This window comes from Rhizobium sp. WCS2018Hpa-16 (genome assembly GCF_031843705.1).
Classification (GTDB): Bacteria; Pseudomonadota; Alphaproteobacteria; order Rhizobiales; family Rhizobiaceae; genus Agrobacterium; species Agrobacterium tumefaciens_C.
In genome coordinates this window covers 208,475-227,118 of sequence record NZ_JAVTIX010000008.1, presented here as the reverse complement: position 1 = coordinate 227,118, position 18,644 = coordinate 208,475, and the positions used below count along the sequence as shown (strand labels likewise).

At 53.6% G+C, this 18,644-nt stretch carries 14 protein-coding genes and 4 pseudogenes; 10 read left to right on the top strand and 8 right to left on the bottom strand.

The annotated features are described in order from the left end of the window. The first annotated feature begins 218 nt into the window (after positions 1–218). Positions 219–2,432 carry a methyl-accepting chemotaxis protein gene (locus RQI55_RS20560; RefSeq protein WP_311273430.1) on the top strand — a complete coding sequence of 738 codons (2,214 nt, stop codon included), beginning with the start codon at positions 219–221 and terminating at the stop codon, positions 2,430–2,432. 140 nt (positions 2,433–2,572) lie between these two features. Here the strand turns inward: RQI55_RS20560 and RQI55_RS20555 are convergent. The 5 genes and pseudogenes from RQI55_RS20555 to RQI55_RS20535 form a co-directional block, all read right to left on the bottom strand. Then, a pseudogene (locus tag RQI55_RS20555) lies at positions 2,573–2,792 on the bottom strand (IS3 family transposase); the annotation flags it as partial. Positions 2,793–2,859: 67 nt separating this feature from the next. Further along, positions 2,860–3,660: an IS21-like element helper ATPase IstB gene (istB, locus tag RQI55_RS20550; protein ID WP_025590956.1), complete on the bottom strand. Its 801-nt coding sequence runs from the start codon at positions 3,658–3,660 to the stop codon at positions 2,860–2,862. Continuing rightward, positions 3,650–5,179 carry an IS21 family transposase gene (gene istA, locus RQI55_RS20545; protein ID WP_311273471.1) on the bottom strand — a complete coding sequence of 510 codons (1,530 nt, stop codon included), beginning with the start codon at positions 5,177–5,179 and terminating at the stop codon, positions 3,650–3,652. Before istA ends, istB begins: the two co-directional genes overlap by 11 nt. Positions 5,180–5,292: 113 nt before the next feature. Next, positions 5,293–6,618 (bottom strand): annotated as a pseudogene (locus tag RQI55_RS20540) (IS3 family transposase); the annotation flags it as partial. Between the two features lie 147 nt (positions 6,619–6,765). After that, on the bottom strand, positions 6,766–7,221 hold the full coding sequence (locus tag RQI55_RS20535; protein ID WP_311273429.1) for an Lrp/AsnC family transcriptional regulator: 456 nt from the start codon (positions 7,219–7,221) through the stop codon (positions 6,766–6,768). A 139-nt stretch (positions 7,222–7,360) separates the two neighbouring features. Here RQI55_RS20535 and RQI55_RS20530 point away from each other — a divergent pair, with 139 nt between their 5' ends. Then, complete coding sequence (locus tag RQI55_RS20530; RefSeq protein WP_311273428.1) at positions 7,361–8,584, top strand: PatB family C-S lyase; 1,224 nt, start codon at positions 7,361–7,363, stop codon at positions 8,582–8,584. A 32-nt stretch (positions 8,585–8,616) separates the two neighbouring features. Here RQI55_RS20530 and RQI55_RS20525 read toward each other — a convergent pair whose 3' ends face one another. Beyond that, positions 8,617–9,342, bottom strand: coding sequence for a hypothetical protein (locus tag RQI55_RS20525; protein ID WP_311273427.1), 726 nt, complete (start codon positions 9,340–9,342; stop codon positions 8,617–8,619). A gap of 74 nt (positions 9,343–9,416) precedes the next feature. Beyond that, positions 9,417–9,998, bottom strand: a complete 582-nt coding sequence (locus RQI55_RS20520) for an OsmC family protein (protein ID WP_311273426.1) — start codon at positions 9,996–9,998, stop codon at positions 9,417–9,419. A gap of 266 nt (positions 9,999–10,264) precedes the next feature. Between RQI55_RS20520 and RQI55_RS20515 the strand changes: the two genes are divergently transcribed. Then, positions 10,265–10,825: a TetR/AcrR family transcriptional regulator gene (locus RQI55_RS20515; RefSeq protein WP_311273425.1), complete on the top strand. Its 561-nt coding sequence runs from the start codon at positions 10,265–10,267 to the stop codon at positions 10,823–10,825. A gap of 1,044 nt (positions 10,826–11,869) precedes the next feature. Here RQI55_RS20515 and RQI55_RS20510 read toward each other — a convergent pair. Further along, a pseudogene (locus RQI55_RS20510) lies at positions 11,870–13,006 on the bottom strand (IS3 family transposase). A 935-nt stretch (positions 13,007–13,941) separates the two neighbouring features. Between RQI55_RS20510 and RQI55_RS20505 the strand changes: the two are divergent. The 7 genes and pseudogenes from RQI55_RS20505 (at position 13,942) to RQI55_RS20475 (ending at position 18,637) form a co-directional block, all read left to right on the top strand. Continuing rightward, positions 13,942–14,196: a type II toxin-antitoxin system ParD family antitoxin gene (locus tag RQI55_RS20505; protein ID WP_311273424.1), complete on the top strand. Its 255-nt coding sequence runs from the start codon at positions 13,942–13,944 to the stop codon at positions 14,194–14,196. After that, a pseudogene (locus tag RQI55_RS20500) lies at positions 14,196–14,488 on the top strand (type II toxin-antitoxin system RelE/ParE family toxin). Before RQI55_RS20505 ends, RQI55_RS20500 begins: the two are co-directional and overlap by 1 nt. A 232-nt stretch (positions 14,489–14,720) precedes the next feature. Continuing rightward, positions 14,721–15,143 carry a biotin/lipoyl-containing protein gene (locus RQI55_RS20495; protein WP_311273470.1) on the top strand — a complete coding sequence of 141 codons (423 nt, stop codon included), beginning with the start codon at positions 14,721–14,723 and terminating at the stop codon, positions 15,141–15,143. Then, on the top strand, positions 15,140–16,531 hold the full coding sequence (gene accC, locus RQI55_RS20490) for an acetyl-CoA carboxylase biotin carboxylase subunit (protein ID WP_311273423.1): 1,392 nt from the start codon (positions 15,140–15,142) through the stop codon (positions 16,529–16,531). Before RQI55_RS20495 ends, accC begins: the two co-directional genes overlap by 4 nt. Next, positions 16,528–16,941 (top strand): acetyl-CoA carboxylase, encoded by a 414-nt coding sequence (locus RQI55_RS20485; RefSeq protein WP_311273422.1) that lies wholly within the window; start codon positions 16,528–16,530, stop codon positions 16,939–16,941. The genes accC and RQI55_RS20485 overlap by 4 nt, the downstream gene beginning before the upstream one ends. Continuing rightward, positions 16,938–17,645 (top strand): 5-oxoprolinase subunit PxpB, encoded by a 708-nt coding sequence (pxpB, locus tag RQI55_RS20480; RefSeq protein ID WP_311273421.1) that lies wholly within the window; start codon positions 16,938–16,940, stop codon positions 17,643–17,645. Before RQI55_RS20485 ends, pxpB begins: the two co-directional genes overlap by 4 nt. Then, complete coding sequence (locus RQI55_RS20475) at positions 17,642–18,637, top strand: biotin-dependent carboxyltransferase family protein (protein ID WP_311273420.1); 996 nt, start codon at positions 17,642–17,644, stop codon at positions 18,635–18,637. The genes pxpB and RQI55_RS20475 overlap by 4 nt, the downstream gene beginning before the upstream one ends. Positions 18,638–18,644 lie beyond the last annotated feature (7 nt).

The following is an 18,644-nucleotide window of genomic DNA, read 5'->3' as shown; positions in this document are numbered from 1 at the left end:
AAAATAATACGTGTGCATTTATATTTATGCGCGCGTACTCGTTGTCTAGACGTTACTTTGTATCGTGAAGAATAAAATTGGTAAAAACTGTTTTTGATAAAATATTATTCGATTATAGGCAGAAAGTTAACTTATTTCGCAAAATATAGGCCTGTACACGGCCGCATTCTGTTGGCTTTTTCCGTCATGAAGACGCGTGCTTCTCGGGAGAATATTATATGTTTCGTGCATTTGAGCGGTTGTCGTTTCGCAATTCTTTGGCACTGCTTTGCCTTGTTCCTCTGGCAGCAGTCGTTGTCTTGGGGTCTTTTATCACCACCAGTTCATACGCCAAATACAAAGACCTAGAGCGATCATCAGCGTTGCAAAAACTTGCTCGCACAGGTGGCGACTTAGTCCTTGTTATACCCGTTGAGACGCAGGCCACTGTTGACACCAGAAGGGAAAGTCGATCGCGATCTGATGCAGCCTATAATAAGTTAGTGTCGACCTATCAGGACGTTTTAGCAGTTGGCGTCCAGGATGAGACTCTAGGACGAATGATGGCGGCCTTGTCCGAGAACTGGAAAATGATATCCGAGTTCCGCTCGGAGGTTGATGCAGGCAGTTCAGATCCAATGCTTACGCTGAAATATGTTCAACCGCTGTCCTTGGCTAGTATTTCCATTGCCGCTCAAGTTAGCACCCTGGTTGCAGATCGGGATCTCTCTCTCGCTGTACATGGTTATCATGCGTTCATGCAGGTAAATGTTGCTTATCTTGCGATAAACCGACTCGCTCAACAATACACGAAAAACGGATCGCTTAATCCAGAGGAGGCATTTCGCTTTGGCGTAGCGCGGTCACAATTGAGCATTTATGAACCGCAATTCCGCCAATTCGGGTCAACGGAATCGCTGTCGAAATATGACGCTTTTTTTCGAAGTAGTGATGGTCAAGTTATTCTTCAAACGATGAAGTTGATGGACACGCTAAAGGCCTACACACCATCCGCAGCCGACTTCGATTTATGGATTGCAGCAATGAAGGTCCGTCGTGACTTTGTAGCCGCTCTTATACAACTCGAGGCCGACAACATTGCCGATATTGCCCTCCGAAAGACCTTGAGTGTTTCAGCATCTATTCGCAACATTCTTTTCACTGTGCTTGTTTCGATAGTCTTCTCAATTGCCCTTAGTGTCATTGTAACACGTGCACTTTCGAGATCGATGCGGCTTATCGGTTCCCGGATGTCTGCGCTCGCCGCGGGAAACACGGACGATGCAATCCCATATATGGAACGTCGAGATGGGATTGGTGACATGGCGAGATCTGTTGGCATTTTTCGCGAGGCTGCGATCCGGAATCGACAGCTTGAGGAAGACGCCGAAGCTGGACGCCGGAGGTCGGAAAGCGATCGGCTTGAGATTCAAAAACGAGCCGAAGCGAATGCTGAGATTAAACTTGCGGAAGCTACAAGTGCACTTGCGGCAGGTCTGCGAAGACTGTCATCCGGGGACATGCTTTGCGAATTAGAGGAAGAACTCTCGCCACGATTTGAAGGGCTGCGCCAAGACTTTAACGTCTCTGTACGCCAGCTTCGGAACGCACTTCTTCATGTAGATCTCTCCGTCTCTTCCGTAACGGGAGGCTCCAAAGAAATTTCAGCCGCTTCCGACGACCTTGCTCGCCGTACCGAACAGCAGGCAGCTTCCCTTGAAGAAACCGCTGCGGCACTTGAAGAGATTACGACGAACGTAGCTTCGACGTCTCAGCGATCCGGCGAGGCCTTGGGCGCGGTACGCGACGTCCGCCGATGTGCCGAGCAATCAGGTCAAATCGTTAGAAGCGCTGTCGCTGCTATGGAGCGCATCGAGAGTTCTTCGCATCAAATCAGTCAAATAATCGGAATTATTGATCAAATTGCATTCCAGACTAACCTCCTTGCTCTTAACGCGGGGGTCGAAGCTGCCCGCGCCGGAGAAGCCGGCAAAGGTTTTGCTGTCGTTGCACAGGAGGTCCGTGAGCTCGCACAACGTTCCGCTGTTGCCGCTAAGGAAATAAGGACCCTTATTTCGAAATCCGCATTGGCCGTGGGTGAGGGGGTAAGCCTGGTCAATGAAACCGGTACCGGTCTCGGTTTGATCGAACAACTCGTGAGTACAGTCTCGTGCCATATGGATAGCATCGCGACTGCGGCACAGGAGCAATCTGCGGCCTTGTCGCAAGTTTGTAACGCTATTAACCACATGGATCATGCAACTCAACAGAACGCAGCAATGGTTGAGCAAATGAACGCTGCCGGCTCAGGGCTGGCAAGTGAAAGTGCCAAACTGGACGCTCTGTTGGGCGAGTTCTTGTTGGCGAGAAGAAAGGAATGTTTCCGTGTTGAGGAGCATATCGAAGCGTTACCGGTACGACAGGTTCGTCCCCAGTTCGGTCTAGTTGCTTGATAGTGACCGCGTAGATTTGGCTTTTGATGCGAGCAATGAGTTGCTCGTCGTCGCCGAAACTGTCGAGGAACACGTTCCGTTCTTGTCAATCGGCGTTGAATATTGACCCCGTGGGGATGCGGATAAAAACCTGGACTGATTTATACGTTAAGGCCAAGACTATCTTCGATATTCGACCGGGCTGCGTGATCCCAGCGATATCTTGATACGCTTCTCATTGTACCAGCGGATATAAGCGTCTACTTCGGCAACGAACTGTTCGATTGTGATGGCCTTCCAATCTCGTGGATAAAAGAGTTCTGTTTTCAATCGACCGAAGAAGCCTTCGCAAGCAGCATTATCTTGTGAGCAGCCCTTTCGGTGTTGGTTTCCATGCGGAACTGAGCCGGTTTTTCCACCGAGAAGTGAGCCACCTCTGAGTATGGTTTTATGATTGGGTTTTGGTCAAGGGATTGGCTTTTTCTCCTCTCTTGTTTGCCGCGGCTGCCGAACTGGCCTTGAAGCGGAAGCTGTCATTACCTGTTTCCAGGATATGGCAGCGATGGGTCAAACGATCGAGCAATGCCGTCGTCATCTTGGCGTCGCCGAAGACGGTTGCCCATTCGCTAAAGCTGAGGTTGGTGGTTATCACCACGCTGGTCCGCTCATAGAGCTTGCTCAACAGGTGGAAGAGCAGCGCTCCGCCTGAAGCGCTGAATGGAAGATATCCGAGCTCATCAAGGATCAGCAGATCAAGGCGGACCAAGGTCTCAGCGATCTGGCCTGCCTTGCCTTTGGCCTTCTCCTGCTCAAGTGCGTTGACCAATTCGATGGTTGAGAAGAAGCGGACCTTTCGCCTGTGATGTTCGATAGCCTGGATGCCAAGGGCCGTCGCCACGTGGGTTTTGCCTGTGCCCGGTCCGCCGACGAGCACGATATTCTGCGCTCCGTCAATGAACTCGCATCTGTGCAACTGGCGCACCGTCGCTTCGTTGATTTCGCTGGCGGCAAAGTCGTACCCAGAGATATCCTTGTAGGCAGGGAAGCGTGCAGCCTTCATATGATAGGCGATGGAGCGGACCTCGCGCTCGGCCATCTCGGCTTTCAGCAACTGAGACAGGATCGGCACGGCCGCATCAAAAGCTGGAGCACCTTGCTCGATCAGGTCTGTGACGGCTTGCGCCATGCCATACATCTTCAGGCTACGGAGCATGATGACGACGGCCGCGCTGGCAGGATCATGACGCATGGCGACCTCCCACGATCCGGACGCGCAAGCCATCGTAGCGTTCTACATTGGCCTTGGGTTCACGTAGCAAGGTCAGTGCCTGTGGCGTATCGACGTCGGGACCCTCGTTCGTCTTGCCGTCGATGAGACGGTGCAGAAGATTCAGCACATGCGTTTTGGTTGCCACGCCTTGATCCAAAGCCAGTTCTACAGCCCTGACGACAACCTGTTCGTCGTGATGAAGGACGAGGGCAAGGATATCGGCCATCTCACGATCACCACCGGGGCGGCGAAGCATCTGGTCCTGTAGTTGTCGAAAGGCAAACGGCAATTCCAGGAAGGGAGCACCATTGCGCAGGGCACCGGGCTTGCGCTGGATGACCGTCAGGTAATGTCGCCAATCATAGATTGTCCGGGGTAGCCTGTGGCTGCGCTCGATGACCCGCGCATGTTCACATAGAATGTTTCCCTCGGCTGCGACGACCAGGCGCTCGGGATATATCCGCAGGCTGACGGGCCGGTTTGCAAATGATGCAGGCACGCTGTAGCGGTTCCGCTCGAAGGTAATCAGGCATGTTGGTGAGACGCGCTTGCTCTGCTCGACGAACCCGTCAAATGCAGTCGGTAATGCCATCAATGCTGCTCGCTCATCGGCCCAAACATCTGCGATAGAACCGGGCAAGGTGCCATGCGCCGTGTCCCGCCACAGCTCTTGGCAATGTTGCTCCAGCCAGTCATTCAAAGCCTTCAGATTTGGAAAGTCTGGCATCTGTTGCCACAAGCGTGGTCGGGCATCCTGGACGTTCTTCTCGACCTGACCCTTTTCCCAACCGGCCGCTGGATTGCAGAACTCAGGTGCAAAGACGTAATGGTTCGTCATCGCGAGGAAGCGCATGTTGACCTGTCGCTCCTTGCCGCGGCCCACACGATCGACTGCTGTCTTCATGTTATCGTAAATCCCACGACCAGGCACGCCGCCGAAGACACGGAAGCCGTGCCAGTGCGCGTCAAAGAGCATGTCGTGTGTTTGCAACAAGTAGGCCCTGACCAGAAACGCCCGACTGTGAGATAGTTTAATATGTGCGACCTGGAGCTTCGTGCGCTCGCCGCCGATCACGGCGTAGTCCTCACTCCAATCGAACTGGAATGCCTCACCAGGTCGGAAAGACAGCGGAACGAATACGCCACGGCCCGTCGTATGCTGCTCACGTAGCCGATCAGCTCGCCACTCGCGGGCGAAGGCGGCCACCCGATTATACGAGCCCGTAAAACCGAGAGCTACAAGGTCGGCATGAAGCTGCTTCAAGGTCCGGCGCTGCTTGCGCGACTTTCCGGTCTCTGTCTTCAGCCATGCCGCCAGTTTGTCGGAAAAGGGATCAAGCTTGCTTGGTCGTTCCGGTACCGTGAACGTCGGCTCGATTGTACCTGCGTTCAAATACTTTGCGATCGTGTTGCGCGACAGCCCGGTGCGTCGGCTGATCTCACGGATCGACTGCTTCTCTCGCAGCGCCATCCGACGGATGATGTTTAAAAGTCCCATGTGGATCACTCCGTTGCCCCCGTCGCTCGCCGCGTTGGGGGGAAGGTTCACATGGCTCAGTTCTCAATGGAAATTATCTGCCTAACCGGCTCAGTTCTGCGTGGAAACCAACACTTTCGGGACATCGAGCGAACCAGTTTCGCTTCGCTGATCCGCGTTAGCCAGCCAGGCCAGCGATAATGGGCTCCGCGATCAGAATGGACGATTGGTCGTTCCTCGCCGTCTGTCACGGTCTCAATAGCTGCATCCAGCATGGTGTTGACGAGGCCCGCGTCTGGTTGAGTTCCGATGGACCAGCTGATGACCATTCCGTCAAAGCAGTCGATGATGGGCGAAAGGTAGACCTTCCCGGCTGGGATCTGGAACTCGGTGATGTCTGTTAGCCATTTCACGTTCGGCGCGTCTGCATGGAAGTCGCGATTGATCAAGTTGTCAGGGGCCGGACTGATTTCTCCCAAGTATGATCCGAAACGCCGGCGACGCGGTCTAGCAACGACCAAGTGCTCCTGCTTCATCAAGCGCTGGACAACCTTTTCCGAGATGATCACGCTCTGCCTGGCCAGCGACGCCTGTAGTCGCCGATAGCCGTAACAACGACGGTTCGCTTCAAAGATTTCCGCAAGGCTGTCCCGGACGGCGGCATACTTGTCTGCCAGACACATGCGCGTGCGATGATAAAAATAGGAGCTTCGCGCAATTTGCAGTTGGGCGAGCATTTCTGGCAAGCGATAGGTCTCTTTAAGGGCGTCAACCAACTGTGTCTTTTCCCGATTACTCAGGGTCTGGAGATCGACGCCCAGGCCTTTTTTTAGCAGTTCGTTGGCCTTCTTCAACAGATCATGCTCGAGTTGCAACTGACGGACATCGCGTTGGAGGACTTCGAGCTGTCGCTCAAGTTCCTCGCGTTCGGGCGCCGGCGCAGAGGTTTTGCGGCGTTTCATGGATGAAGGAGCCTCATGACCGAGTAACTGATTTCTCCAGTTGTACAACGTCGGCCTGCAGACGCCCAGCCGGTCGGCTACTCGTTGGGCACTTTCCTCTCCACTGCAAAGCTCCATGATACCAACCTGCTTCAAAGTCTCCGAATAGGCCGGACGCCACGATCGACCGACCATGGAAGCTCTCGCCTCTGGGAACGCTTCTCGAACCCATACGGTCAAGGTTCCTCGGCCGGGATAACCCAGTGCTCGCATTGTCGCAGAGATACAGCGATCGTTGGTCTGGTAATGCTCAAGCGCCGCCTGCTTCTGATCCTCGGAATATTTCGGCATTCGAACCGGATAACGAGCGCACAGATCAAAACGCTGCTCGTACTCACGGTACCAGCCCTTCAACGCATTTTTGGTCGGATAACCCAACTGGCGAATGGTCGCCTTAACCCGCTTGCCAAGCCTGATGTAAAGCTCAACGGCTCGAAGTCTGTCTGCGTAGGAATACATGAACTACCTCCTGGTGGTCCAAGTTTTCGTCCGCATCCCCAACACAGTTGGGCCCTATAATTGGCCTGCCGAAGCGAAAAGCGGTGATCTTGGCTGCTAAGCAAACGCTATCCACATGCGCCGACTGCGTAACGCACACGCCTTGCCTCATAATTTTGGCGTCAGGAAGCTCTTCTTGATTTCGCCGAATACGAAATTCGTCTCCCAGGATCCGATACCCGGCAGCTCTGAAAGCTTGTTGCGTACGAATACTTCATAGCTTTCCAACGAGGCGGTGAACACTTGAAGTAGGTAGTCATGGCGCCCTGACATGAGATAGCAGGCGGTGATTTCCGAGGTCCGGGTGATACCCCCTTCAAACTCTGCCATAGCTTTTTTACTCTGTGCAGCTAGGCGAACTAGGATGAACGCAATAATGGGCATTCCGAGAGCTTTATGGCTGAGCCGAGCGCCGTATCCCTCTATTATGCCAGCTTGCTCTAGAAGCCTGATACGCCTGTGGCATGGGGACGGTGAGAGATTGACCCTCTCGCTCAGCTCGTGGTTAGTCAATCGTCCATTTTTCTGAAGCTCTATTAGGATCTTGAGATCAATTTCGTCCATGTTGCCGTTCCTTGGTGGATTCTGCTAGCATTCGTCAGAGAAAGTGAGAAAAATAGCGATTTCTAGGTCGAATCTTAGGCTATATTGACATCAGAATAATAGTTTAATCGTCGCTTCTGCAGCCTGAAGGTTGGCCCCAATGCATCCTGATTTTGACCGGTTCATCTCGCGAGAAAATAGCAACGCAAGTGCAGCTGAAGGCTATGAAAGATATCTCTTCGCTCAGGAGGTCGAGCCGGTCACTCTGGGTCGGCAAAAAGAGGACATCGTACAGATGTGGGTCGCCGACATGCAGTTCGCCGCTCCCCAAGCCGCTCTAGATGCGATGTCGGAAAGGTTGAGGCATCCGATATTCGGCTACACTATGAATTACGATGACCAGCTCTATGATGTGTTCAACGCTTGGTGCCAAAGGCGTTACAGCTGGAGTTTCCCGCGCGAGCAACTGGTCTTGTCGCTCGGCGTCATTCCTGCACTGTTCGGTCTTGTTAAATATCTCTGCGGACCGACTGACAAAGTGCTAACATTGAGCCCCTCCTACGGCTACTTCAAGCACGCTACAGTGAAGAACGGGAGGACATTGGCAACGTCCCCCCTGATTAACAATGATGGACACTACGAAATTGACTTTAAAGATTTTGAAGAAAAAGCTGCAGACTCGTCAGTCAAAGTCTTTCTCCTGTGCCACCCGCATAATCCAACCGGTCGGCTATGGAGCGAGTTAGAGTTACGGCGCCTGGCTGAAATTTGCTTTAGACATAGCGTGAAGATCATTTCCGACGAAATTCATTGCGACCTCCTTCGAAACGGCCTCAAACACACACCCCTCGCCAAGCTATTTCCTGAAAGCCAGAACATCGTTACGTGCATGGCGGTGAGCAAGACCTTTAATCTTGCAGGCATGATGATTGCCACAATCATCATCCCCGATGAGACGCTTAGAGGTGTTTGGAACGAATTTCACTATCCATTCATCAATCCACTCAGCCTTGCCGCCGCAATCGGATCATATCGCGCCGGCGAGCAATGGCTGAATGAACTGAGGGTATATCTGGATGGTAACTTTGCGCTTGCCGACCAATTTGTGCGGCAAAATCTCCCGGAAGCGCGACTGCGCATACCTGAGTCGACCTATTTGGCTTGGATCGACATGCGTGCGTATTTCCCGAGTTCGATGAACCTGACCCGGTTCTTCCTCGAGCGAGCGGGTGTTGTTATCGAAGGTGGCGAGATGTTCGTTGAGAACGGACAAGGCCATATCAGGTTGAACCTTGCTTGCCCTCGTTCCGTATTGCAAGAGGGGCTCGTTCGGATCCAAAAAGCCACGTTAGAGAATTACGCAAACGACATCCCCACAGACTAAGCACCTTAGCTTTCGACCGTTGTCCCTCGATGTTATCGGTGTTTGTGAGGGGGTTGCCAGTCGTGGCTGGTTCGATCGACGCTGCATCGCACGCCTGCGGCTGTCGCTAGGGGTAACGAACGAAGCGCAGCGTCGAGCCCTTTCTGTACGGCCTCATACCGCATGAAGCCCCGCGCTATTGTCTCGTAATGCGTATCGGTTTGCTCCAAGAGCAGTGCCGGAAAGCCCTGCACGCCAAGCTGGTTTACCCAAGCCAAATCTCTTGAGACCGCTGAGAAAGTCGCCCTGCCTGTTAACAGTGATTCGAACTGTTTAAAGTCGACCGCTTTCATGCAATCCAGTCTTCGGTAGTTTTCGGGGGAAAGGAGGTCGATTCCGTCTTTATAATAAGCAGACAGAATCTGGGAATAAATGCTTATTTTATCTGTCACGCCCAGTTTATGCATCGCAGCGACTGCGCGCGCGGGAGCCAGCGAATTTAGCTTGCGTTTCGAGGTAGTATACGCGCGAATATGCTCCAGATAGGGCTCACCAAAAACCTCGCCAGACGTATCTGAAACACGCTGATGGATGGCTAACGGATCTGGAAAACGACCGAAGAATTCTCCAAGAGACACCTCTTGTGAGATCATGCAGCCGTTGACAATCCGTAGTTCAACGCGGTCGGCGTATTCAGAGGCAATACGATCGATTGTTTTTCTGAAGCCGTAGCACCAAACACAATAGACGTCGGTCACGTAGTAGAGGTTGAGTTTCATGGATAAACCCGAAGAACTGAGTTGCCTTGGCGACGGTGAGCCGGTGAGTAACGTCTATTCACCGGCCGACGCCGTTAGACCAAACGCGCTGAAATCTTAACCGGATTTGCTAGCGTGTCGTGGATAGGGGAATTGTTTGGCAAGTCGCGAACCAGAGCCTCGAGTTGTTCGCGGTTTGCAGTATCGCTTGACAACGCGATATCGACATTGATCGCTTGCGCACCTTTGCGCACCTTCTCATCAAGACCTAGAAAGCCATTGAGATCGATGTCGAAGTTAAGATCGAGTTCAAGGCCGTTAAGATCGATTCCTTTGGCGGCGGCCATAGATGCAAGCGTCACGGTATAGCAGCCTGCAAGTGCCTGAAGGACATATTCAGCTGGGCTAACTCCAGTGTCGGTGCCCAAAAGGGCGACGGGCTCGTCGCTAATGAGGCAAAACTTGCCGTCCCGCGTATTATCTGCCTGTCCGTTCTGCATGAGGGGGCCGGTTTGCGATGCGATTGAGAGACCGCCGTTAGCTTTGCCTTTAAGTTTGAAAGTGACTTTTCCGAGTTCTGGCCGCTTTCGGACAATATCCTGCGTATCGCGGATCGCGTTAATGTCGGCGTAGGGCTTTTTAGTTGGGGTCAATTTGGCCTCCCTAAAGTGATTCATCTATATTCCGCAGATGCTGGTCTGGGACGCAGCACATCTATCATCCTACTAGTAGGTATGCAACTGCGAGCCGATCGTAGCTTTGCACAACGATCCAGCTCCTCAAAGAACTGTATAAGGCGTTCTCCAAGGCTCTGTGCAGGGACAAGCGCCCGCTGCCGGCTTCGTTTGCGCGTCTAAATTCCACGCATTGAGCTATCTATTTGTAGGTAGAGAATATACAATGGGGGCTTTTTGAGGGGCGGAGGGTAAAGCACGTGTCTCAGATGCGATCAGAGCTTTTAAGTAGTGCCGAGGACTTAATTCGTCGGAGAGGGTATTCGGGCTTCAGTTATGCGGACGTCTCCAAACAGGTAGGCATTCGTAAAGCAAGCATTCATTATCATTTCCCAACGAAGGAAGGGCTTGTCGCATCAGTTTTACAATCCTACCGCGATCGTTACATAGTTGCTCTTCATGGAATAGAAAACAACACCGGTAATGCACTGGATCGAATTGAGGCCTACGGTCGGCTCTACCTAACAGGAGTAGACAACGGACTTGGATGTTTGTGCGCGGCGTTGTCATCCGAGCTTGAAATACTGCCCATCGAGTTGAGAGAAGGAACCATTGCCTTTTTTCGGGAACATCTGACCTGGATCGAAAAGATCTACCAAACGGGCAGACAGAACGCAGAGGTCAACGCAAGTCTCGAAGATCGCCAGGCGGCACGCGTTGTCATGTCTTCGCTCGAAGGAGCGCTAATGATGGAACGTCTCCTTGACGGTAGCGCAGGGTTCGAAGTTACTCTGCAAGCCATCCGTATCAGCCTGTCGCCGGTGACATGAGTTGCTATAACCGCACCGTCCGGCATGAATGCTCGACCAGAACATCGAAATCATCGAGGAGGGTAAGCGCGAGTTTCTATACGCCTTCCTCTCTTAAATGCTGTCAGGCATGGAGGTTTCCACTTAACATAGGTGGACACCTTGATGGACAAAGACACTCTTAAATCCCCTCTTCAAAAAAAGATCGCGACCGCCGGCGCCGCTATGATCCCGCATGGAAACAGCTGTCAAGTATAATAAATGCGAAAATCTGTACTGAAAGCGAAGTAATTGCGCACCTTGGGCTAAAAAATAAGACGCTTTGGAATATCAATCGAGAAATACTTGTAATCACCAGCTTCGCGCCAGCCAATACTATTATCAATTATCGTGTTCGATGTGTTGAACAACCCGCCGACATAAAAGCTACGCATGATGCACATAAGCCGTCAGCACGAACCGGAAGAGACATGAGGTCAAAAAATGACACCAACTAATTTTAGGATAGGTACCCTCACCAGCGAGAACTGCGCATTCTTCCAATTAAAATCCAAACGAGAGGATCAACGACATCGTTGAGACCAACAGAATGGCCAGATTCTCCCGACAACCCCTTGCGGTCGACCAAAAGAAGTAGCTCGGCACCCATGTGATCGGGGCTGTTTACAGCCTGTCTTCCCTACCCGCGCCGCCCTCTGGACGCTCGTCCAAGCTGGATAGGAAAATTCCTTGGATGTGCCTAACTCACTGGAGCCCCATGTCGATCTCTGGAAATAACTGATGGCGCAGCCTTTACGCAGTGCGTCACAGATAAGTTTTGGGACCTAAACTCATGGTGCCGCCCCAAATATTGCGGGGGGCCGTGCAAGGTTAAGCTTCTACGGTATTTTTGTCGGCTGCGCATAAGCGCCGACGCTATCTATTAAATGACACGCTGGCCAACCATTCAATCTGGCCAGCGGTACTCAAGGCTTCACGCCCCGTTTATCAAGAAATCAAAGGTAAGAGGTGGCTCGGTTTGTCTGAACAGTTTCGGGCGTTTTGTTAAGTGGATTTCCGCCTCGATTATGCCGCCACTATCATTGGCGTCAGCGCGTTGAAGTAAGCCTGATCCGGTGTCTGCCGGTCAACGAAAGAATGTGGGCGTCGGCTATTGTAAAAGGCTAGATATCGGCCAATGCCGACGCGGGCCTCGGACACGGTCTTGTAGGCATGGAGGTAGACTTCCTCGTATTTGATTGAACGCCAGAGCCGTTCGACGAACACGTTGTCCCGCCACGCACCCTTGCCATCCATCGTGATGGCGATTTCGGCTTTCTTCAGCACCGCCGTGAAGTCCATCGAGGTGAACTGCGAGCCTTGGTCGGTATTGAATATGTCCGGTTTGCCATAACGGGCCAGCGCTTCCTCGACTGCTTCGATGCAGAAGGCTGCCTCCATCGTGATCGACAGCCGCCACGACAGAACCCTCCGGCTGAACCAGTCCACGACGGCGCAGAGATAGACGAAGCCGCGAGCCATCGGAATATAGGTCAGGTCCATCGCCCAGACCTGGTTAGGCCGGGTGACCGCCAGCTTGCGTAGGAGGTAGGGATAGATTTTGTGACCTGGCGCTGGTTTGGATGTGTTCGGGCGACGATATATAGCCTCGATGCCCATTTTCTTCATCAACGTGGCGACGTGCAGCCGACCGGTTTGTAGCCCTTCTCCTCTCAAGAGCCCTTGCAACATACGACTTCCGGCAAAAGGGTAGTCGAGATGCAGTGCGTCGATCCGGCGCATCAAAACCAGATCGCCGTCCGATACTGAACGTGGAGAATAGTACACGCTGCCACGGCTGAAGCCGAGAAGCTTCGCCTGGCGCACGACGGAGAGTTTGTGCTTGCGGTCGATCATTTTTTTCCGCCCAGCAAGCCTGCCTTGCCGAGCGCTCCGGCTAAAAAATCATTTTCCAGCGTCAGTTCGCCAATCTTGGCGTGAAGCGTTTTGACGTCCACAGTTGGCCCCGCCGGCTCCGTCTTCGCTTCATCGCCGAAAACGCCTGTCGCCCCCTCAAGGAGCTGGTCTTTCCACTGTTTGATCTGGTTGGCATGCACGTCGAACTGCTGGGAATTCCAACAGCGTCTGCTCGCCCCGGATGGCGGCGAGCGCCACTTTTGCCTTGAAAGCCGGGCTGTGGTTCCGGCGCGGTCGTCTCGTCATGGTATCTCCTGTTCCCGGCATTTAAGCCGAAGTCAGGCACAAATTCCACTTATCCTCGCTGTTCAAATTTCCCGAACCACCTCTCAAGGGCATTCCGCCAGCGCGATACAATCGATTCCTGAACTGATCGACGCATTGAACTCCGATGCCTATTCCATCGTGGTGACGACGCGGACAGATATAGATGTCGTCCGTAACATTAAGCCGATTCCGGTCGTGAACCTGGAAGTGTTCTTCCACACAATCAGGTCTAGGGATGAAGGTGTGACAGCTTCAAAACAATTCGACGGTACCGCGTTTATGGAGCGCATAAGACTTCTGCAAGAGCCACGTCGCGAACGCTGAAATCGCGGCATCTAAGAATGAAATATCGTTGCGTCGCGTAAGTAGACAGTCCCGTAATTGTGCTGCAACGCAGCAGTTTTACCGTCGCCACCACGACAACAATATAGGTGGCACAAATGAGCCGTCGCACAACCGTATTTCAATAACTTCTTATATACCTTCATCCTATCATCGTCTTTGCAATTCTATTGGCCGGTCCACCTGACAACAAAATGCCGCCATTTCTATCGACCAGCATTCGGCGCCAGAATTCGCATAAACACTAATGTTCAATAGATCGTTTCAGGAAAACTGGCATCCTTGCCCAGAAAAATACTAAAGTAACGGCGTGTCAATGTTGTCGTCCGACCAAGCCTTCTCCAAAAACAGCGTTGCCCATCCGGTTGCCGTTGGGATGTGCTATTTAGCCAGGGTCTAACTTTTCGATGCTCGACCCGTTATCTGACGAGGTAAAAGAAGTTTCAGTTACTTCGTGGAGCCAGTGCACGGGTCGAAGATTCGACTCCCTTCAAGTGCTGCTATTGCGGCCTCACCGCCGGTTTGACAAACTTTGCCATCGGGGGGGTCTTGGAGACATCAAGGAGACTCGAATGGCGACGATGAATGTATCCCTGCCAGATCCCATGAAAGATTGGGTAGAAGCACAGGCCAAGACGGGTCGATACTCGTACGCGAGCGATTACGTTAGGGACTTGATCCGCAGAGACCAAGCCCGTACCGATAAGATTGCCGAGATGCAGCGCTTTGTCGACGACGGGATTAGAAGCGGAGTTGGAAGCTGTTCAAGGGACGAGTTGTTTGCTGCAGCCACCGCTCGAGCAGAGAACAACTGCGGACGCGCTTGATGCGATTCAACGTTTCGGTCCAAGCGGAAGAAGATATTGTTTGCATTGTGGAAGAAGGCATTCGCAACTTCGGAGCAGTCGTTGCCAAACGATAAAACGATGAGCTTTTTGCCTTGCTGGAACTCGTCGCTACCAACCCAGGAATGGCGCGCGAACGTCATGAAATTTCTGCTCCTGTCAGATTCATCGGTTCAAGGCTCACCTCGTCGTGTACCGCATCATTGAAGACGGGAGCATCTTCGTGATCCGTATACGGCACTGCCATGAAGATTGGGTGGGAGATTCTTTCTAACCGCTGAATTCATAACACACTGGTCGTGAGTGCGTACCCGATCAGGCGTTGTGTTCGACTGCCAGACCTAAGGTCAGCCAACCCTATTTTTGGCTTGATTCTTCTGCAAAGCCACACCCCATCAAAAGTTCTTTTGACCCCATCGCGGCCGGCATCGTGTAGGCAGCTAACAGGTACAAAGTAGTCCGAAATGGAGGGCTGCGGAGGCCTTGCTAAAATGCTGAGTGTGCTCATGGACCTGTCAAAGATCAAAATACTGATAGATTTCGTTGGACGGACGAATGTCACGGAGCTGAATGTTTCGGAAAAGGACGTCTCGGTCCGTATTTTCCAAACGACAGAAAAGGCACGCGCAGAAATAGATGTGCCGAATACAGGTGTAGCAAACGATGCATTCAACGTCCCAACAACCGCTTTGACAGTTGCTATAAAAGCTCCGGTGTTCGGAGTTCTGCATCGCGCTTCCGCGCCCGGACAGGCGCCTTTCGTCCGAACCGGGGACTTCGTTGAACAGGGGCAGACTCTGTTCATCATCGAGGCGATGAAGGTATTCAACAAGATTGCGGCGCCCAGGGGTGGGCGTATTGCCTATCTCACCGATATCGATGGCTGTGAGATAGAGACGGGTGATCTTCTGGCGGAGATCGCCTTATGACGGAACGCTCGAACGATCATGCATTTGATAAAAGACGCTTTGATACGGTGTTGATTGCGAATCGGGGAGAAATCGCGGTTCGTATCCAACGGGCCTGTCGCGAGCTGGGATTGAAAACCGTTGCCATTTGCTCGGAGGCGGACCGCCAGGCAACCTATGGCAAAACTGCGGACCACCTCCTGTGCATTGGTCCGTCCAATGCGGGTAAGAGCTATCTCAACAAGGACGCGATCCTGCTTGCCGCAAAGTTGACCAATGCTGGCGCAATCCATCCCGGTTATGGCTTTCTATCTGAAAATGCTGGGTTTTCGGAAGCTATTGAGAAGGCGGGGCTGGTTTTCGTCGGGCCTGATGCAGCTTCTATCGCGACTATGGGCGACAAGATAGCTGCAAAGCGCGCGATGATCGCAGCGGGCGTTCCCTGCGTTCCGGGACCGGATACAGCCCTTCCCGAAGAGCCGGAGATCGTCGAGCGTATAGCGCAGGAGATTGGATATCCCGTTATCATCAAGGCAGCCGGCGGCGGCGGCGGGCGGGGAATGCGGGTGGTGCAAGATGCAGCTCTGCTGCACGAGGCGATTGCAACAACCCGCGAGGAAGCGCATCAGGCTTTCGGGTCTGCAGCGCTGTATATGGAAAAGTTTCTTCGGCATCCCCGGCACATCGAAATTCAGGTGCTATGTGATACGCATGGCAACGCCGTTTGGCTTGGGCATCGCGATTGCTCAATGCAACGCCGCCACCAAAAGGTGGTGGAAGAAGCACCAGCACCGGGTATCGCGGATGACGTCATCAATGCCGTTGGCAGGGCTTGCGTCGAGGCATGTCAGTTGATCGGTTATCGCGGCGTTGGTACGTTCGAATTTCTTTATGAGAATGGCAGTTTCTATTTCATCGAGATGAATACCCGCCTTCAGGTGGAACATCCCGTAACGGAAATGACCAGCGGCGTCGATATCGTCCAGGTTCAGATCAGGGCCGCACTGGGCGAGGTTCTGGAACTCGCCAAGGAAGACATCCAGTGCAACGGCCATTCCTTTGAATGCCGTATCAATGCCGAAGACCCGGAAAGTTTTATGCCGTCGGCCGGGACAGTGACTGCTCTCGCGCTGCCGCAAGGACCGGGCATTCGTGTCGACACCCATATTCATGACGGGTACCGCATTTCTCCCTATTACGACTCCCTGATCGCCAAGCTCATCGTCCATGCGCCGACCCGCACGGAGGCGATGGCGAAGATGCGGGACGCGCTTTCCGCGACGCGCATCGAGGGCATCTCGACCAACCTGCCGCTCCTGAGGGCGTTGTTCGAAGACAGGAACTTTGCCGCGGGCGAAACGGATATTCACTATCTTGAACAATGGCTCAAACAGCGGATGACGGCATGAGCACGCTTGACTTAAGCGATCCGGCTACCATCGCAGCCTTAACGGATGCGCTGACGGCAGCGGGTGTGGACGGTCTGGAAATCACAGGCCGCGACGGGCATTTGCGTATCGTCATTGCCACAAACAAAAGCGTACAGCTTGATCGGGTAACCGTGCAGAATGAACGTTCCGCCGTTCTGGTCAAAGCACCCATGGCAGGCATTTTCTGCCTATCGAATACGTCCTCGAACGAGCCTCCGCTCATCTCGCGAAAGGTTTCAGCCATGGATGTCATCGGCTTCCTGCGTATAGGTCCCGTGCTGCTGCCCGTTGCTGCTGGCCACAATGGCTCATTAACGAAACAGCTTGCCGAGACCAATGCGCTGGTAGGCTTCGGCGACCCTCTGTTTGAAATAGAGCCCGCATCATGATTGCCAACTCAAACCTCATGGCGCAGTTGCGCGAAAGCGTACCTGTCACCAAGGGGAAGGCTCGTATATCGTTCATCGGATCTCGATCTTTTCTTCTGGAAGCGCCGGGCGCATTCGATCTGCCCGCGCAACGCTGGATTTGGGCTTTGGCACAGACTGTGAGCGCCTGGGCAGATGTCGTGGAAGTTATTCCCGGCATGACCAATATGCTGACGATTCTGCATGAAACGCCTGTCGATCCAGAGATGATGGTCACGCGATTGCTTGACGCCTGGAACGATGCCCAGAGCCTTGATCTGGCGGGCAAGACGATAGAGATCCCCGTTCAGTACGGCGGCGTACACGCAACAGATCTTGCGGCGCTTTGTGATCGCTCTGGATTGAGTGACCGCGATGTGGTGCGTATTCACCATGAGGCCACCTACCGGGTTTTTGCGCTGGGCAGCGCGCCCGGCTTTGGTTATCTCCATGGTCTCGATCAGCGGATCTACATGCCAAGAAAGACCGTTCCATCAATAAGAATGGAAAAAGGCTGCGTGACGATTGGCGGAATGCAGACTGGCGTGGCCATGCTGACGGGCCCCAACGGCTGGAACTCCATCGGTTATGCGGACATGCAGATGTTTGATCCCTCGTCCTCAACGCCAGCGCTGATGGCTCCGGGCGATATCGTCCGCTTCGTGCCGGAGAGGATCGAGCTATGATCGAGATCATCGAAACAGGTCCCTTCAACACAGTTCAGGATCTTGGTCGGCCCGGCTATCGAGATATCGGCGTATCCGCCGGTGGAGCCATGGACCCCCTCGCCGTAAAGATCGGCAATATTCTCGTCGGCAACGCCGATGATGCGGCTGTGATCGAGGTTCAGACATTTCCCTTTAAACTGCGGTTTGACGCGAAGACGGCTTTTGCGGTCACGGGCTCCGATGGCAACCCCGTGCTGGATGGCAGGGACATTCTCGGGTGGTGCGCGCAGATCGCAACCGAAGGCCAGGTGCTGGAGCTCGCACAGCCACCAAAACTGGCACGCGCCTATATCGTGTTGGCGGGCGGCATCGATGTGCCGGTGCTGATGGACTCGAGAAGCACAGCGCTGCGCGGTGCCTTTGGCGGCCATGCCGGGCGGCCTCTTGTGAAGGGTGACAAGCTCTCGATTGGTTCATTGCCGGATGCCCTGCCGCTACCTCAAAGCGGCATTGCAGTCGTTGAGCCTGCCACAGCCCTTCGGGATGTCTTTGTCGCGCCGATTGATGGTGTTTTGCCGATCCGCGCCATTGCCGCTGGTGAACACGGCTTGTTTGCGCTAGACGGCGAAGCATTCTGGAGCCAGACATGGCGGATATCGTCTCGTAGCGACCGAACGGGATATCGCCTGTCCGGTGACCCTGTCAAACCGACGGAAACCATCGAAATGCGCTCCCACGGGGTCGTTCCGGGTGTCGTGCAGGTGCCGCCGGGTGGGGAGCCAATTATCCAGATGAGCGACGCCAATACCGCAGGCGGCTATCCCAAAATTGCCGGTGTCATCGAAGGCGACCTGTGGCGGCTGGGCCAAGCCCGTATCGGCAGCCGTTTGAAATTTGTGCGCTGCGACCACGCTGAGGCGCGCGCGGTCGAGCAGGCCGTCGCTGGCTACGTCGAGGACGTCCGGCAGACATCACAAATGGTCAAGCGTGCGCTGAAAGCAATGGCCTGACGGCACT

Bases quoted from the DNA above. Each gene is read 5' to 3' on its own strand.
- RQI55_RS20560 (WP_311273430.1), top strand. From the start codon at position 219: ATGTTTCGTGCATTTGAGCGGTTGTCGTTTCGCAATTCTTTGGCACTG.
- istB (WP_025590956.1), bottom strand. From the start codon at position 3,660: ATGCGTCATGATCCTGCCAGCGCGGCCGTCGTCATCATGCTCCGTAGC.
- istA (WP_311273471.1), bottom strand. From the start codon at position 5,179: ATGGGACTTTTAAACATCATCCGTCGGATGGCGCTGCGAGAGAAGCAG.
- RQI55_RS20535 (WP_311273429.1), bottom strand. From the start codon at position 7,221: ATGGACGAAATTGATCTCAAGATCCTAATAGAGCTTCAGAAAAATGGA.
- RQI55_RS20530 (WP_311273428.1), top strand. From the start codon at position 7,361: ATGCATCCTGATTTTGACCGGTTCATCTCGCGAGAAAATAGCAACGCA.
- RQI55_RS20525 (WP_311273427.1), bottom strand. From the start codon at position 9,342: ATGAAACTCAACCTCTACTACGTGACCGACGTCTATTGTGTTTGGTGC.
- RQI55_RS20520 (WP_311273426.1), bottom strand. From the start codon at position 9,998: ATGAATCACTTTAGGGAGGCCAAATTGACCCCAACTAAAAAGCCCTAC.
- RQI55_RS20515 (WP_311273425.1), top strand. From the start codon at position 10,265: ATGCGATCAGAGCTTTTAAGTAGTGCCGAGGACTTAATTCGTCGGAGA.
- RQI55_RS20505 (WP_311273424.1), top strand. From the start codon at position 13,942: ATGGCGACGATGAATGTATCCCTGCCAGATCCCATGAAAGATTGGGTA.
- RQI55_RS20495 (WP_311273470.1), top strand. From the start codon at position 14,721: ATGGACCTGTCAAAGATCAAAATACTGATAGATTTCGTTGGACGGACG.
- accC (WP_311273423.1), top strand. From the start codon at position 15,140: ATGACGGAACGCTCGAACGATCATGCATTTGATAAAAGACGCTTTGAT.
- RQI55_RS20485 (WP_311273422.1), top strand. From the start codon at position 16,528: ATGAGCACGCTTGACTTAAGCGATCCGGCTACCATCGCAGCCTTAACG.
- pxpB (WP_311273421.1), top strand. From the start codon at position 16,938: ATGATTGCCAACTCAAACCTCATGGCGCAGTTGCGCGAAAGCGTACCT.
- RQI55_RS20475 (WP_311273420.1), top strand. From the start codon at position 17,642: ATGATCGAGATCATCGAAACAGGTCCCTTCAACACAGTTCAGGATCTT.